Source organism: Xanthobacter sp. DMC12 (assembly GCF_056314105.1).
This window is the reverse complement of record NZ_JBQUYZ010000001.1, coordinates 734,210-749,611: the sequence shown is the minus strand read 5'-3', so window position 1 is coordinate 749,611 and position 15,402 is coordinate 734,210. Positions and strand designations below refer to the sequence as shown.

Genomic DNA, 15,402 nt, shown 5'->3' with positions numbered 1-15,402 from the left:
AGGGCCGCCTCTTTTCGTTTCAGGATCAGGAATTTCGCGGCTACTCCGCCGCCTCGCCGCCTTTCAGGCTCCCACCGTGCAGCTTCTTCAGCTTGGCCTTCAGCGCGGCCGGCGGCGGCGCGTAGATGAAGCCGAAGGAGACGCAGCCCTCCTTGCCCTCCACCGCGTGATGCAGCCGGTGCGCCTGCACGAGGCGCTTGAGGTAGCCGTTGCGCGGCACGTAGCGGAACGGCCAGCGCTGGTGCGTGATGCCGTCGTGGACGAAGAAATAGAGGAAGCCATAGACGGTCATCCCCACGCCAACCCACAGCAGCGGCCCGCCGTTGCGATAGAAATAGATGAGCAGGATGGCGATGCCGGCGAACACGACGGCGTAGAGGTCGTTGCGCTCGAACACGCCTTCACGCGGCTCGTGGTGGGATTTGTGCCAGCCCCAGCCCCAGCCGTGCATCACATATTTATGCGCTGCCCACGCCACGCCTTCCATGGCGGCGACGGTGAGGAGCACGATCGACGTGTTGACGAGGAAGGCGAGCGCGTTCGACATGGTTCTCCATCCGCTGCGGCAGAACGGGATATGCCCGGGGCTGCCGCGGGCCTCGTCCTTATACAGCATCACCCGCCGCGTGGCGCACTGTGCAAGATCAACTCGTTGCCCTGCGCCCGCCCGGGTCCCCGCCCCGGAGCCGACCATGACCATCGATCGCAAGAAGACCTTCTCGCCGGAAGAGGTCACTGCCCACCTCGCCGCCGAGCTGCCCCACTGGCGCTACGAGGACGGCTGGATCAAGCGCACCTACAAGACCAACAGCTGGAAGGGCACGCTGATGGTCATCAACACGGTGGGCCATCTGGCCGAGGCGGCGTGGCACCACCCCGATCTCACCGCCTCCTATGCCTGGGTGGAGGTGCGGCTCCAGTCCCACGACGCCAAGGGCATCACCGTGCGCGATCTGGCGCTGGCGAAGAAGATCGAGGAGGTCGTGCAGTGGCAGCCCGGCGCGGCAGAAGATACGCCGCTGGAAGGCACGCCGCAGCACGATCTGCGCTTTTCCTACATCAAGTACGATTGATCGCGGCGCGCTCCTTGCTTCGTCGAGGGGATGGAGGAGCGCGTGTCCGCAATCGCCCCAGACGCTGACGGCATCGAAGCGCCGCCCGACGACGCAGCCGCCGTCGCGGCGCCGGCGCTCGACTTTTCGGGTGCCGTCCGCTTCGATCCCGCGCGGATCATCGACGGAGAGATGGGCGAAGGGGAGAGCGCTCCGGCCTCCGCCAGATGTGCCGCGCTCCTGACGGACCATTCCTTCGGCGATGTGGCCCGCTTCTTTGCCGATCGCGCGACGGCATGGCGCGCGGCGGTCGAGACGATCCGCGCCCACCATCGCACGGCGGGACGACCCAAGCGGCGGGAGATCATCGTCGTCTCCGACGATCCGCGTCTTCCCCCCGCGCTCGCGCAGGATGCGGGCGTGCGGCGCATCCCCGAGGACGAAGCGGCCATCGATGCCGCCATGGGGCCGAATGTGGCGGCGCTGCTGCTCGCGCCCGCCTCCATCGATGCCGGACTGCGCTTTCTGCCGGGGTCGGTTCTCGCGACAGCGCGTCAGATGGCGGATGAGTATGGCGTGGTGCTCTTGTTCGACGAGACAGATTCGGGCCTCGGGCGCACGGGCATGGCTTTCGCCCACGAGTGGCGCGGCGTGGCGCCGGACCTGATGGTGATCGACGATCTGCCGGGTGGGGCCGAAGGTGGGCAGCGGGCGTCGGCATTGGTGCTCGGCACGCGTCTCGCCCGCAGCCTGCCTTCCGGCCTGCCGCTGCTGGACGAGGAAGCAGCCGCCGGCCTGCTCTCTGTGCTCTCGGCCGCCTTCGCTCCGGGCTTCGAGACGCGCGTGCAGGAACTGGGTTGGAAACTGGAGGACCGGCTCGCCACCCTGCGCTGGCGCCGGCCGGACCTGTTCACGGATACAGCGGGCAACGGCCTCGTTCAGGGGCTGGTGTGCGCCGGGCCTGCCGCACCTCTGGCGGAGGCATTGGCCGGGCAGGGGCTTCTCGCCCGGCCGCTCGGCAACGTGCTCGCGATGCTGCCGCCGCTCACCGTCACCGAGGCGGAGATCGCAGCGGCGGGCGATATCCTCGACGCGGCGGTGGCGGCCATCCCGCCCGCCTGAACCGCCTCAGGCGAGGATGCGCCCCGCCAGCGTTTCGCGCACGGCGGACAGACGCGCGGGATCGAGCGCACTGGTCCGCCCTTCGGCGCAGAGCGCGCCGCGGAAGCCGAGATAATGCGGCCGCAGGGCCGCGAGCGTGCCGATATCGCTGATCTTCAGCGAGCCGGCGAGGCCGGTCAGTAGCCCTTCGGCCCGCGCGGCCGAGACAAAGCGGGTGAGGGTTTCCGGCGGCAGGTGTGCGAGCAGACCGCCCGCCGCCTTGTCCGCCGTGTCCAGCATCACCCCGTGGAAGCCGGCGGCGGCGAACAGCGGCACGGCGGCTAGGTCCGGCGCTTGATCGGCGAAGAGCACCGCGATCAGCCGCGTCTCGCGAGCGAGGGGCTGGAGCGTTTCGAGCACCGGCGGAAGGGCCGAGCCATCGCCGAGGACAAAGCCGATCTTCACCAGCGGCACGCCGGCGGCGGCGGTGCGCTCGGCGGCGGCGCGCAGCACGTCCGGCTCCAGCGGGTGGTCGCCGACCGTGGCGCTGAGGCTGCCGGGCGCGCCTGCCGCGCGCCACAGGGCCACCGCCTCGCTCAGAAGCCCGGGCGCCCACGCGCCCAGCGCGCCCTCGGCGGGGTTCTTGAGATCGAGAATGTCGACGCCGGCGGCCAGCGCCATGCGCATCTCGTCGAGGGTCGCCACGGATGCGAGGAGGCCCGGCCGGGTTGGAACGTGCGCCGTCATGAGGCGGCCCGCGCCCGGTGGTCGGCGATGGTCTCGCACAGCCAGTCCCACGCCTCGCGCTCGGCGGGGCCTGCGGTCTTGTCGATGGCGATGGAGAGATAGTTCATCTCTCGGTCCACCCGGTCCGGGTCCATCATGTGCAGGCGCGAGACGAGGATGGCGCCTTCCAGCACCGCCGCCACCGCCCGGTTCAGGCCGAGGAAGGGGGCGTGCGTTTCGCGGTGGACGGTGCGGCAGAAGAAGCGGGGTCGGGTCGGGTCGTCCTCCATGCGCACCACCTCCACCTCGTCATGGGCGAGGCAGTCGGCGAGGCGCGCGGCACCCTTGAGAAGGGTGGCGGGCACGGTGGGCCAGGAGCGGTGCCGTCCGGTGATGCAGCCGGCGAAGATGCGGGCATCGTCCGAGAAGTTCACCACGCAGCTCTTCGCCGCCGCCAGATTGTCCAGCGTGCGGGAGGGGCGGAAGGGCTGGAGCAGATAGCCGCCTTCCACCACGCTCGCGCCCATGGGAGCGATGTGCGCCTCCCCGGCGGACGAGACGGTGGTGACGATGGTCTCCCGGATCACGCGCTGTCGCCTTTCTTCTTCGATGAAAGCGTCGAGCCCGCTTCCTTGAATGTCAACCGATGGGCCTCCTCGGCGCTCCCGCCGGTCTCGCCCGCGACGCCCCACTTCAGTGGCTCGTCCTGCGCATAGCGCTTGCCGAGATGGTGGGCGATCTCCGCCCGCGCCGTTTCCACGCCGAGATAGAAGGCGTGGGCGCCATCGTCCTCCACCTTGAGATGGGGGAAGAGGGCGAAGGGGTCGGAGGCCACATGGTGACCGTCGCGGTTGTAGACGTGGATGCCCTGTTCCGTCACGTCGATGCGGAAATTGCGGTCGGCCACCGTCGAGGCGAGCCGCGCCACCTCCTCGGGGGTGGTGGAAAAGGGCCGCCGGTCGCGCAGCGCCATCAGCCCGCCGCCGAAGCCCTGCGGCAGGGCGCCCGCCTCCCGCGCGGCGTAATATTCCCGCCGCGCCCGGTCGAACTCGCGTACCGCCGTGCGGCAATGGGGGCTCACCTGTACCGCGAGCACGGCATTGAGCCGCAGCTCTGAGATGATGCCCATCAGCAGCGCGTTCATGCCGGTGGTGTCGGCATCCGTCAGCTCGGTGACATTGCCGATGCCCATCAGAATGGGAATGTCCGGCTTCAGCCGCCGCAGTTCCGCGTAGCGCACGAGCGAGGCCGTGAAGCCGAGATGGATGGGATCGAGAATGGGATCGGCGAGGAAGGGCCGCCCCGCTGCCTCGCAGGCCTCGATGGCGCGGAGGAGGGAGGCGAGGTCGCCGGCCTGCGCCGGCACCAGCACCGGCACGGCCGGGCCTTCGTCGGCGATGGCGAGGTTGGTCTCGTTGAGGCTGAGCAGATAGTCCGCCCCGGCGCGGGTGCCACGGCGCAGCTCTTCCGGATCGAAGCTGTCCACGCTCACCTTGATGCCCTCTGCCTTGAGGGCGGCGATGGCCTCTTCCAGATGCGGGAAAGGCTGGTCGGGCAGTGCGCCGAGGTCGATCACGTCTGCGCCCTCGCCCCTGAGGAAGCGGGCGCGCTCCAGAAGCTGGGGGATGGTGAGGCGGGTCGCGTCCACGATCTCGGCGAAGAGCGTTACGTCGTGGCGGTCGAGGGGCACGTTGCGGCCCTTGCCGCGGCCGAAATAGGCGGGCAGGTCCGCCGCCTCGTCCGGCCCGCGTTCGAACGGCAGGCCGAAGCGGGCGGCGAGGCGTTCGAGGTCGCCCCGGAACCGGCCGGGCATCAGCACCTTGTCCGTGCCCTCGGGCAGCTTGAGGCGGCGCTCGACGATCTCTGCCGTCATCAGAGCCGCAACCTTCACCCCGATGTTCACCACCACCGGATCGAGCGTGCCGTCCGCCAGTTCCTCCGCGATGCGGCGGATGCGCGGCTCGGCCAGCGAGCCGGTGACGAGGGCGACGCGCTCGGCCATGGCTCAGGCCGGGACGGGATAGAGGGTGGCAAGCTCGGCCCGGCGGCGGGCGACGGCGAGGCGCAGCTCCTCGAGCGTCTCGGCTACCACGGTCGCCTCGAAGGTCTTGAGCTTCGCGGTGTTCTCGAGATCGATCCGGCGCGGATAGACCGGAACCGGGCCTTCCGGCGCCATGGTGATCATCTCCGGCTGGCTGTCGCAGGCGAAGACGATGCAGGCAACGCGGCACTTGCCGGCCTGGGCGAAGCAATTGGTGACGAGCGTATCGGAAATGCCGTGCACCGCCTTCGCGACCGTGTTGGACGAGGCGGGCGAGACGACGAGGGTGTGATACTCGCCGTGATAGAAGCGGCCGATGGAGGCGGACGACGCCGAATTGTCGCGAAACACCTGTGTCTGCGCCGGCAGGGGTTCCTTGTCCTGCTTGTACATGCGCAGCACTTCGTCCGCGGCGTCCGAGATGAACAGGTCCACGTCCTGAAGCTCGCGGATGATCTCGATGCTCTCGGTGAAATAGTGCCCCGAGCCGGTGAGGGCCCAGGCCCAGCGGGGCGGCTTCTTGCTGGAACGGGTCTCGCTCATGATCGGCGCGGGCCTTTTCTTGTTTCCTCGATGCTCTGCGGCGCGGGCGGTTCGAGCGCCCGGTCCAGCAGCGCCCCGTCGTCGGCGGGGACGAGGACAATATCGCCAGAATAGCCCCGTGCCATGGTCGCAAAAGCCGCATCCACCAGCCCGGCCGCACTGCAGGCCGCTAGGTCCGCTGCGCCATCGCCGCCGCGCGGCACTGCGACGCCCGGCGCCTTCACGAGGACCAGACGCCGCGCTGCCAGCCGGCCGGCCAGCCACAGCGCCAGGCTGTCGGAGGTCACGTCCCAGCTCTGGGGAATATCTGGTGCGTCGAGCGTCATGGCGGCGGGAAGCCACAAAGCGGTGCCGGTCGTGGCGGCTGACACAAGATCGGCCGGCGTGCGGGCGGGGAGAAGGCCGGGGGCCATGTCCAGGAAGGCGTGGGCCATCTGCTCCATGGCGAGGATGGCCATCCGGTGGGCTGCCCCATCGGAAAGTCCCATCTGCGGCTGCATCACGCGAACCTGATCGGCCAGCGTCCCGCCGCCGGGCACCAGCACCAGCCCCTTCCGACCCGAGAGGCGGTCAAGCAGGAGCCGCGGCGGCGCGCCGCGCGTCAGGCTTCCGCCAATCTTCACAATAATGGTCACGCTGAAGCCGTCATTCCGGGAGGTCTCAAGGTCGCATCGAAGGCCGGGTTGGAAACATGCTAAGGAACCCGACCCCTCTGCCACGGATATATGTGGTGTCCTAGGTGGAGGTGTCTGCCCGGTAAAGCATCACAAGCTGGCTTCCGCGAATTTGCAGGTGCGAACACAGCGCCCTGCACAGCCGGGGCCCGGCCGACAGAGAGGATATAGCTCAATGCGTCTTGTTCTGGCTTCTGCCCTTGTCCTCGCCGCCGCGACCGGCTCGGCCTATGCCGATCCCGACGTCGCCAAGGGCGAGACCGTTTTCAAGAAGTGCATGGCCTGCCATGCCATCGGCCCCGACGCCAAGGTGAAGGTCGGCCCGCCGTTGAACGGCATCGTCGGTGCCAAGTGGGCGCACTTCGAGGGCTATGCGTATTCCCAGGACATCAAGGACGGCGCCGCCGCCGGCAAGGTGTGGGACGACGCCACCCTCAACGATTACATCGAGAATCCCAAGCACCTCGCCCCCAAGGGCAAGATGGCGTTCGCCGGCGTGAAGAACGAGGATGAGCGCAAGGACCTCATCGCGTTCCTCGCCCAGTTCAAGCCGGACGGCTCCAAGTAAGCGCTGAACGTAGGCGCCGAACGTAGGCGCCGAGCACCCGGGTGCTGCGAGGGATTCAGGGCTGGAGCAGGCGCGCGGGTGATCGCTCCGCGTCTGGCACGGTATCAGCTTCCCTTGCATCCTCCATTCGGGGGATGCAACCGCAGGCTACTTTTGTGGATTATGCAATAGCGCCGGTCAGGGCGTCATCTCCCGAGGGGCGTTCGGGGGTCGGGCAGGCGGAGGTCCTTCGGGTCTCCGCCTGTTTTCGTTTCCGGGGTTCGAAACCGCACCCTTGCAACGCGAGCCGATGCGTGGTGTCCCTCCGGCGAGAGGAGCCGCCATGCCTGAGCACGATTTTCACGCCCAACGCCTGCACGTCGCCGCCGATCTGGCAGAGGGCGCCGAGATCGTGCTGGAGCGCGAAGCGGCGCATTACGTTGCGAACGTGATCCGGTTGGGTGTGGGCGAGGACATCCTCCTGTTCAACGGTCGTGACGGGGAATGGCGGGCGACGCGCATCGCCGGCGGCAAGCGCGAGGTGCGCCTCGAAGTTCTGCGCGAGACCCGGCCCCAGCCGCCCGCGCCGACGCTGGAATATGCGTTTGCGCCGCTGAAGCATGCGCGCCTCGACTACATGGTCCAGAAGGCGGTGGAGATGGGCGCGGGCATCCTGAGCCCCGTCCTCACCCGCTACACGCAGGTCTCCCGCGTCAATGTCGAGCGCATGACGGCCAACGCCATCGAGGCCGCCGAACAGTGCGGCATCCTGAGCCTACCCCATGTGGAGGAGCCCCGCTCGCTCGACGCGTGGCTGTCGTCCCTCGCCGAGGACCGCCTTCTCGTGTTCTGCGACGAAGCCTCCGACGACGAAGACCCCATCGCCGCGCTCAAGCAGGCGCGGCCGGGGCCGGTAAGCGTGCTGATTGGCCCGGAAGGCGGGTTCAGCCCGGAAGAGCGCACCCGCATCGCCCCCCGAGGCCTCACCCTCAGCCTCGGCCCACGCATCCTGCGGGCCGACACCGCCGCCGTAGCCGCCCTCGCGCTGGTGAATGCGGCGCGTCGATGAGGGGGTATCAACGCGCTGGGCGCGCTTTTGTTCCGGCGCACTGGATAAAATAGTTCTTGCGATTCGTTCGTAAACTACTTTCGACTTTGTCCATATCGCGTGCACTGCGGCAAGGTATTGAACCTTAACGTGCAATCCGGCGCGCGATTCACTGCCAAAATTTGGACTGATTTGGCGTCAGTCTCCCCGGAACTTCGCAATGGGACGGGCGTTACTGGCTCGCCTCAAGGTCAGGTTTTGTGGAGGGCTCCGTGTCGAACGATTACAGCTTTGGAATCGAAGAGGAGTTCTTCGTCGTCGACGCCCACACCAAGGCCGTGCAACGGCGCATGCCCGCAGGCTTTTTCGACGAGTTGAAGGAGCGGCTGGGGGATTCCGTTTCGGTGGAGATGCTCCAGTCGCAGCTCGAGATCGCCACGCGGCCGACCACCGGCATCGGCAGCGCGCTGGACGAAATCCGCGGCCTGCGCCACGCCGTGTCGGATGTCGCGAGCGAGCACGGGCTCGCGGTCATCGCCTCCGGCACCCACCCCACCGCCACCTGGGACGGCGTGCGCGCCACGCGCGCCAATCGCTATGACGGGGTGATGAACGACCTCAAGATGCTCGGCGAGCGGAACATGGTGTGCGGCCTGCACGTGCATGTGGAGCTGCCCGATCCGGACGAGCGGGTCGACGTGATGCGCCGCATCGTGCCCTATATCCCGCACTTCATCGCGCTCTCCACCTCCTCCCCCTTCTGGGGCGCCAAGCAGACCGGGCTGATGGGCTATCGGCTCGCCGCCTATGACGAGCTGCCGCGCACCGGCCTGCCGGAGATGTTCGAGAACAGCGGCGATTACGAACGTTATGTGGAGGCCATGGTGGCGGCCCGGGCCATCACCGATTCGAGCTATGTGTGGTGGGCCATCCGCCCCTCGCGCCAGCTGCCGACACTGGAGCTGCGCGCGCCGGACAGTTGCACCCGCTCGACCGACACGGTGGCCATCGCCGCGCTCTACCGCTCGCTGGTGCGTTTCCTGGTGCGCAATCCCCATCACAATCGCGACGTGGGGCCGGTGGACCGGGCCATCGCCGACGAGAACAAGTGGCGCGCCCAGCGCTACGGCGTGCACGGCTCGTTCGTGGACCTCGCTCAGCGCCGCGCCGTCGCGGTGCGGGATGCGGTGGATGGCCTGGTCAACCTCGTCGCCTCGGATGCGGAGGCGCTGGGCTGCCTCGATGCGCTGATGCGCGTGCGCACCATTGCCGAGGAGGGCACCAGCGCCGACGTGCAACTCGCGGTCTTCCAGGAAGCCCAGCACCGCACCGGCAACCGCACCGAGGCCCTGGGCGCGGTGAAGAGCTGGCTCGCCACGACGACCATGCAGTGAGGTCGCAGCGGAAGGTCGGTTTCGCAGCCGTTTCTTGATTGAGGCCGGTATCTGCCGGCCGATAATCTGCTCTAGGCTCCCGCTGGCTCGATTAGCGCCCGGAGGCCGCCCGTGGAGATCGCCGCACAAGGTTCGCAGCGCAACGGCCCCGGCTCGGCCTCATCGCCGGCGGCGGGAGATGTGGGGGCGGCAGCCTTCTGGACGGAGGCGCCGGATGCCCTCTGCAGTCGCCTCGGCTGCGGGACCGCCGGGCTGTCCCAAGGGGAGGCGGCCGAGCGGCTCGAGCGTTTCGGCCCCAACCTCGACAAGCCTCCGCGCCGCTCCGGTCCCATTCGTGCGCTGTTGCGCCGCCTACTGGAACCGCTGGTGCTGATGCTGCTCGTTGCCGCCGTGGTCTCGGCCGCGACCGGAGATGCGGCGAGCGCGGCCATCATCATCCTCGTCATCGTCGCGTCCATCGGGCTCGACACGGTCCAGGAGGCGCGGGCCTCCCGGGCGGCGGCGGCCTTGCGCGAGCAGGTCGCGCTCACCGCCGAAGTGTGCCGCGACGGCGTGTTCTCAACGCTCCCCACCGACAGGATCGTGCCCGGCGACGTGTTCCGCGTGCGCACCGGTGACATCATTCCAGCAGACGCGGTGATTCTTTCCGCAGACGGCTTCGCCGCCAACGAGGCCGCGCTCACGGGTGAACCCTATGCGGTGGAGAAGCGGCCGGGCGCCGTCTCGTCCACCGTCGCGGCGGAGGCGACGAACGCCCTGTTCCGGGGTGCGGTGGCGCAGAGCGGCGAGGCGGTGGCGCTCGCGGTCGCCACCGGCCAGGCGACCCTGTTCGGCTCTGCTGCCGCCCTTCTGGCAGAGGACGCCGGCCTCTCGCCTTTCCAGCGCGACCTGCGCGCATTGGGCTTCGTCATCGCCCGCGCCGCGGGCGTGCTGTCCGTGGCTGTCCTGGCCGTGAACCTCGTGCTGGGGCGGCCGCTTCTGGAATCGCTGATGTTCGCGGTGGCGCTGGCGGTGGGGCTCACCCCCGAGCTTCTGCCCATGATCACCACCGTGACCCTTTCGCGCGGGGCGGTGCGCATGGCCCAGCGCAAGGTGATCGTGAAGCGCCTCACCGCCATCCACGACCTCGGCGCCATGACGGTGCTCTGCACGGACAAGACCGGCACGCTCACCTCCGCCGAGATCGTGCTCGCCGGCAGCGAGGATGCGGGCGGACAGGCGTCGCGCCGTCCCGCGGAGCTTGCGGCCTTGTGCGCGGAGCTGGCCGGCGACCGCAGCTGGATGGACACCGCCCTCGCCGCGGCCGCGCCCGACGCCGCGGATGGCTGGACGGCCCCCTCGCGCCTCGGCTTCGGCTATGAGCGCCGCCGCGGTTCGGTGCTGGCGGAGCGGGCAGGGCAGGGGGCAGGCGAACGCCTGCTCGTCTGCAAGGGTGCGCCGGAAGCGGTGATGGACGTCTGCACCGGCCGCCGGCTGGGTGATGACCTTGCCAGTCTCGACGCAGAAGCCCGTGCCGCCATCGCCGCTCAGCTCAAGCGTCACGCGGAGCAGGGCCTGCGCGCCATTGCCATCGCGACGCGGGCCGGCACGCCGGATGGCATGGCGCGCACGGGCGGCCTGGAGCCGGAGGATGAATCGGGCCTCGTGCTGGAAGGCTTCTGCCTGTTCGAGGACCCGCCCAAGCCCAGCGCAGCCCATGCCCTCGCGCGGCTCGCGGCGGCGGGGGTGAGGGTCAAGGTGCTGTCGGGGGACGATCCCACGGTGGTCGCCCGCGTCGCAGGGGAACTCGGCCTCGATGCCGCGGACATCCTCTCGGGGGCCGAGGTGGCTCACCTCAGCGACGATGCCCTGCGCGTCCGGGTGCGCAGCGTGAACGTCTACGGCCGGATGACGCCCAACCAGAAGGTGCGGGTGGTGCGGGCGCTGATGGCGGATGGCGAGACCGTCGGCTTCCTGGGCGACGGGGTGAACGACGCTCCGGGCCTGAAGCTCGCCGACGTCGGCCTCTCGGTGGACGGCGCGACCGGCGTCGCCCGCGCCGCCGCCGACATGATCCTCCTCGCGCCCGACCTCGACGTGGTGGCGGACGGGGTGGAGGAAGGGCGGCGGACCTTCGCCAACATCCTGAAATATGTACGGATGGGCGCCAGCTCCAATTTCGGCAACATGCTCTCCATGGCAGCGGCCAGCCTCTTCCTGCCCTTCCTGCCGCTGCTCGCCACCCAGATCCTGCTCAACAACCTGCTCTACGACCTCTCAGAGGTCGGCATTCCTTTCGACGCCGTGGACGAAGCGGACCTCGCCACGCCCCAGCAGTGGGACATGAAGGGGCTGGTGCGGTTCGCGGCGGTGATGGGGCCGCTCTCCTCGCTGTTCGACATCCTCACCTTCGGCGTGCTGCTGGTGGTGCTCGGCGCCGGGGTGGAGGCTTTCCGCACGGCGTGGTTCCTGGAATCCATCGCTACGCAGGTGCTGGTGGTGTTCCTCATCCGCACCCGCCTGCCACTGGGAGAAGCGCCGCCGGACCGGGCCCTGGTCATCTCGGCCCTTGGAGCGCTGGCCGTCGCCTTCGTGGTGCCCTTGAGCGGTCTCGGCGGCTGGTTCGGCTTCGTGCCGCTCCCGGCAACCACGCTCATTGCCGTCGCCGCCATCACCCTGGTCTACCTCGCGTGTGCGCAATGGCTGAAGCGCTACGCCATGGGCGTGATACCGACGGGCGTGGCGTCGGCCCATGGACGCGCCGGCGGCATCGGCTAGGATGACTGACCTTCCGGCAGGCGGCGTTCATGGAATCCCTTCCCCCGACCCAGGATCTCATCGTCTTCGACGGCACCTGCGTCTTCTGCTCAGGCTTTGCGCGCTTCATCGCTGACCATGATCCCAAGCGCCGCTTCCTGTTCGTGACGGCGCAGTCTGCGCCCGGGCGGGCGCTCTATGCGCGGCATGGTCTCGACGCGGACCTCATGGAAACCAACATCGTCATCATCGCCGGTCGTTCCTACGTCCGTCTGCAGGCGTTCGCGGCGGCCATGGGGGCGCTCGGGGGGCCATTGGCCGCCTTAGGCGTGCTCGGATGGATTCCCAAGGCGATCGCCGACCCCCTGTATGATTTCGTTGCCCGCAACCGCTACCGTTTCGGCCGGCAAGTCTGCCCGGCCCCTTCGGCGGAGCTGAAGGCGCGGCTCATTGCGTGAGGTCGTCCTCGTCCTCGGCGGCTACGGGGTCTTCGGCTCGCGCATCAGCATGGCCCTTGCGCGGGACGCGCGGGTGGACCTCATCGTCGCCGGACGTGACCTGCACGCCGCCTCCACCTTCTGCAGCGTCCACGGCGGGCGGCCGGAAGTGATCGATCGCGAGGATCCGGCGCTGGCGGAGCGCGTTGCCCGCCTCTCGCCCTTTCTTGTCATCGATGCTGCCGGTCCGTTCCAGTCCTATGGCGCGCGGCCCTACGGGGTCGCCGAGGCGGCGCTCGCGGCCGGGGCGCACTATCTCGACCTGTCGGACGATCCGGCATTCACCCTCGGTATCGAAGTTCTGGATGCCGCCGCCCGGCAGGCCCGTGTCGCGATCCTTTCCGGCGTGTCGAGCGTTCCGGCGCTGTCCTCCGCCGCCGTGGCGGAGTTCGCCTCGGACATGGCCGATATTCATCTCATCGATACCGTCATCGTGCCGGGCAACCGCGCCCCGCGCGGTCTCTCCGTGGTGCGCGCCATCGTCGGGCAGGCTGGCCGGCCGACACCCATGTGGCGGGGCGGGCGGGCCGAGCAAGTGCCCGGATGGAATGGCCTCTCCCGTATCGCGTTACGCGTTCCGGGCAGTTCACCCGTGGCCGGACGCTGGGCGAGCTTCAATGCTGCGCCCGACCCCGCGCTTCTGCCCCGGCACTTCAAGGCCCGATCTGTGCTGTTCCGCGCGGGCCTCGAGCTTAAGATCATGCACGGGGGCCTGCTGCTGCTGTCTCTGCCCGTGCGCTGGGGATGGGTTCGGACCCTCGCGCCCCTCGCGCCCGTGCTGAAATGGGTGGCGGAGCGGCTGGAGCCGTTCGGCTCGGACACGGGCGGCATGCGTGTGCGCGTGGCCGGCCTCACGGGCGGGGGCGTGCCGCAGGTGCGTGAGTGGGTTCTGGTTGCCGGGGCGGGCGACGGTCCCCATGTGCCCGCGATCCCTGCCCGGGTCATGCTCGACAGACTCCGGGCCGGCTCGGTTTCCCCCGGTGCGCGGCCGTGCGTGGCGGCCTTCGCGCTCACCGAGGCGGAGCAGGCCATGGCGGATTTCAATATCGGCACGAGCCGCATGGTCACGGCCTTTCCACTCGTATTCGCCGAAGTGCTGGGCGCGGCCTTCGGACGCCTTCCGCCCGCCGTGCGCGATCTTCACACGGTCGTGGATGTGCGGCGCTGGCGGGGAGAGGCTGAGATCGAGACCGGCCAAGGCCCCATCGCGCGGCTGGTCCGGGTGCTGATGGGATTTCCGGCAGGAGGAAAGCGCGTCGCCGTCACGGTCCGGATGGAACGCCTGCAGGGAAGCGAGGTTTGGGAGCGCCGCTTCGCCGGTCGTCCGCTTCGCTCACGGCTTTCGCCCGGCGGTGGCGGGGTGATGCGCGAAAGGTTCGGGCCGCTCAGCTTCGACATCGCCCTTACGGTCGAGAGTGGCAGGCTCACGTATCCCGTTGTCGGAGGCCGCTGCCTGGGGATTCCGTTGCCCCATATGCTGCTGCCGATCAGCCGCACTGCCGAGACCGAGGACGCGGAGGGACGCGCGGTGTTCGATGTCGAGGTGTCCCTGCCGTGGTTCGGCCGGGTGGTCCGCTATCGCGGCTGGCTCGTGCCGGACGACGCCATGGCGTGAAGCGGCGGGACCAATGCCCCGCCGCCATCTGCGCTCAGAGCTTGAACGGAACCACCGTCTGCTGCTGTTCGCCGAGGCCCTCGATGCCGACGCGCATCACGTCGCCGGCCTTCAGGAAGCGCGGCGGCTTGAAGCCGAGGCCGACGCCGGGAGGGGTGCCGGTGGTGATGACGTCGCCGGGATCGAGCACCATGAACTGGCTGATGTAGTGCACCAGGAACGGGATGCGGAAGATCATGGTCTTCATGGAGCCGTTCTGCACGCGCTCCCCGTTCACTTCGAGCCACATGGCGAGGGTGGAGGTGTCGGCGATCTCGTCGGTGGTGACGAGCCAGGGGCCGAGCGGGCCGAAGGTCTCGCAGCCCTTGCCCTTCATCCACTGGCCGGAGCGCTCGATCTGGAAATGGCGCTCGGACACATCGTTGCAGATGCAGTAGCCGGCCACGTGATCGAGGGCGTCCTTCTCCTCGACATAGCGGGCGCGCTTGCCGATGACGAAGGCGAACTCCACCTCCCAATCGAGCTTCAGCGAGCCCTTCGGGATCATCACGTCGTCATTCGGGCCGACGATGCAGTTCGGCGCCTTGTTGAAGAGCACCGGCTCCTCGGGGATGGGATTGTTGGTCTCGGCGGCGTGGTCCGCGAAATTGAGGCCGACCGCGACGAAATTGCCGGGACGGGCGACGCAGGCGCCGAGACGCGCGCCCTCGGGCGCGAGGGGCAGGGACGCGGGATCGAGGGCGGCGATCTTCTTCAGGCTCTCGGGGGCGAGCGTCTCGCCGTTGAGGTCCGCGATGACGCCGGAAAGGTCGCGGACCTTGCCGTTTGAATCGATTAGACCCGGCTTCTCTCGTCCAAAGTCGCCGAAGCGGACCAGCTTCATCGGGGGGACTCCTGATGGAATTGTATGGCGTCGTTCTTGTTCGGGCGGGCGGCGCAGGTCGGCAGCTCCGTCCAAGGCGGCGCACGCTGGCGCGGTCTTGGGCTTAGGTCAATGGCGGGCCGGATAATTTTCGCGGCCGCGAGGCCTGGTGCTCGGGTGGCAGGAGGTGACGCAGGGGCGCCTCTCGCGGCGGGCCGAGGCCAATATGCCGCGGGCCTGCGCGCCCCGAAGCGCGGTGACGTGCGGACCCTGAGCAGCTGCCGGCAGAGATGAAACGGTGCGATTCGACAGGTCGCGCCGCCAGATACGGGGCGGAACGACTTGACGGCTCTGGCCTTCGACTATTAGCCGTCTTTCCAATGCAGAACTGGCGTGCGTCTATTCTGTGCACGGCGCAGGATTGGGCAGGCGGCCTTCCTTTTCGAGGGCCGACGTCATAAAAGGGATACACGACTCCGGCTAAGTCCGAAGCGTTGACGGCAAGCGTGCAGGCCCTTCGGTAAGGTCCATCGGTGGGTTCGCCGGCGAACTGGAACGGGGCGCCT

Annotated in this window: 15 protein-coding genes; 8 read left to right on the top strand and 7 right to left on the bottom strand. The window is 68.8% G+C overall.

Annotated features, from left to right (window positions below; genetic code table 11):
• Window positions 1-40: 40 nt before the first annotated feature.
• Window positions 41-547 (bottom strand): sterol desaturase family protein, encoded by a 507-nt coding sequence (locus ACT535_RS03405; RefSeq protein ID WP_168457971.1) that lies wholly within the window; start codon window positions 545-547, stop codon window positions 41-43.
• 145 nt (window positions 548-692) lie between these two features.
• Here ACT535_RS03405 and ACT535_RS03400 point away from each other — a divergent pair, with 145 nt between their 5' ends.
• A complete protein-coding gene (locus tag ACT535_RS03400; RefSeq protein ID WP_476363365.1) occupies window positions 693-1,073 on the top strand; it encodes a 4a-hydroxytetrahydrobiopterin dehydratase in 381 nt (126 codons plus the stop codon).
• A gap of 42 nt (window positions 1,074-1,115) precedes the next feature.
• A complete protein-coding gene (locus ACT535_RS03395) occupies window positions 1,116-2,174 on the top strand; it encodes an aminotransferase class III-fold pyridoxal phosphate-dependent enzyme (protein ID WP_476363364.1) in 1,059 nt (352 codons plus the stop codon).
• A gap of 6 nt (window positions 2,175-2,180) precedes the next feature.
• Here ACT535_RS03395 and ACT535_RS03390 read toward each other — a convergent pair whose 3' ends face one another.
• The 5 genes from ACT535_RS03390 to ACT535_RS03370 are packed head-to-tail and all read right to left on the bottom strand — an operon-like array spanning window position 2,181 to window position 6,098.
• The gene (locus ACT535_RS03390) at window positions 2,181-2,900 is read right to left on the bottom strand and encodes a (5-formylfuran-3-yl)methyl phosphate synthase (protein ID WP_476363363.1); all 720 of its coding nucleotides are present in this window, start codon (window positions 2,898-2,900) and stop codon (window positions 2,181-2,183) included.
• Window positions 2,897-3,466 (bottom strand): DUF447 domain-containing protein, encoded by a 570-nt coding sequence (locus ACT535_RS03385; RefSeq protein WP_476363362.1) that lies wholly within the window; start codon window positions 3,464-3,466, stop codon window positions 2,897-2,899. Before ACT535_RS03385 ends, ACT535_RS03390 begins: the two co-directional genes overlap by 4 nt.
• Window positions 3,463-4,881: a DUF6513 domain-containing protein gene (locus tag ACT535_RS03380; protein WP_476363361.1), complete on the bottom strand. Its 1,419-nt coding sequence runs from the start codon at window positions 4,879-4,881 to the stop codon at window positions 3,463-3,465. Before ACT535_RS03380 ends, ACT535_RS03385 begins: the two co-directional genes overlap by 4 nt.
• Window positions 4,882-4,884: 3 nt before the next feature.
• Window positions 4,885-5,463 carry a flavoprotein gene (locus tag ACT535_RS03375; protein ID WP_168457965.1) on the bottom strand — a complete coding sequence of 193 codons (579 nt, stop codon included), beginning with the start codon at window positions 5,461-5,463 and terminating at the stop codon, window positions 4,885-4,887.
• Window positions 5,460-6,098: an aspartate kinase gene (locus ACT535_RS03370; RefSeq protein WP_476363360.1), complete on the bottom strand. Its 639-nt coding sequence runs from the start codon at window positions 6,096-6,098 to the stop codon at window positions 5,460-5,462. Before ACT535_RS03370 ends, ACT535_RS03375 begins: the two co-directional genes overlap by 4 nt.
• Window positions 6,099-6,312: 214 nt before the next feature.
• On the opposite strand from ACT535_RS03370, the gene ACT535_RS03365 reads away from it, so the two are divergent.
• The 6 genes from ACT535_RS03365 to ACT535_RS03340 all read left to right on the top strand — a co-directional run bounded on the left by ACT535_RS03365 (window position 6,313) and on the right by ACT535_RS03340 (window position 13,974).
• Window positions 6,313-6,705, top strand: a complete 393-nt coding sequence (locus tag ACT535_RS03365; RefSeq protein WP_168457964.1) for a c-type cytochrome — start codon at window positions 6,313-6,315, stop codon at window positions 6,703-6,705.
• Between the two features lie 322 nt (window positions 6,706-7,027).
• Window positions 7,028-7,753: a 16S rRNA (uracil(1498)-N(3))-methyltransferase gene (locus tag ACT535_RS03360; protein WP_476363359.1), complete on the top strand. Its 726-nt coding sequence runs from the start codon at window positions 7,028-7,030 to the stop codon at window positions 7,751-7,753.
• A 251-nt stretch (window positions 7,754-8,004) separates the two neighbouring features.
• Window positions 8,005-9,126 carry a carboxylate-amine ligase gene (locus tag ACT535_RS03355; RefSeq protein ID WP_476363358.1) on the top strand — a complete coding sequence of 374 codons (1,122 nt, stop codon included), beginning with the start codon at window positions 8,005-8,007 and terminating at the stop codon, window positions 9,124-9,126.
• Between the two features lie 111 nt (window positions 9,127-9,237).
• Window positions 9,238-11,883: a magnesium-translocating P-type ATPase gene (gene mgtA, locus ACT535_RS03350; RefSeq protein WP_476363357.1), complete on the top strand. Its 2,646-nt coding sequence runs from the start codon at window positions 9,238-9,240 to the stop codon at window positions 11,881-11,883.
• Window positions 11,884-11,912: 29 nt separating this feature from the next.
• The gene (locus ACT535_RS03345) at window positions 11,913-12,320 is read left to right on the top strand and encodes a thiol-disulfide oxidoreductase DCC family protein (protein WP_476363356.1); all 408 of its coding nucleotides are present in this window, start codon (window positions 11,913-11,915) and stop codon (window positions 12,318-12,320) included.
• Window positions 12,313-13,974 (top strand): SDR family oxidoreductase, encoded by a 1,662-nt coding sequence (locus ACT535_RS03340; RefSeq protein WP_476363355.1) that lies wholly within the window; start codon window positions 12,313-12,315, stop codon window positions 13,972-13,974. The genes ACT535_RS03345 and ACT535_RS03340 overlap by 8 nt, the downstream gene beginning before the upstream one ends.
• 34 nt (window positions 13,975-14,008) lie before the next feature.
• Here ACT535_RS03340 and ACT535_RS03335 read toward each other — a convergent pair whose 3' ends face one another.
• Window positions 14,009-14,857, bottom strand: a complete 849-nt coding sequence (locus ACT535_RS03335) for a fumarylacetoacetate hydrolase family protein (protein WP_168457960.1) — start codon at window positions 14,855-14,857, stop codon at window positions 14,009-14,011.
• Between the last annotated feature and the right edge of the window lie 545 nt (window positions 14,858-15,402).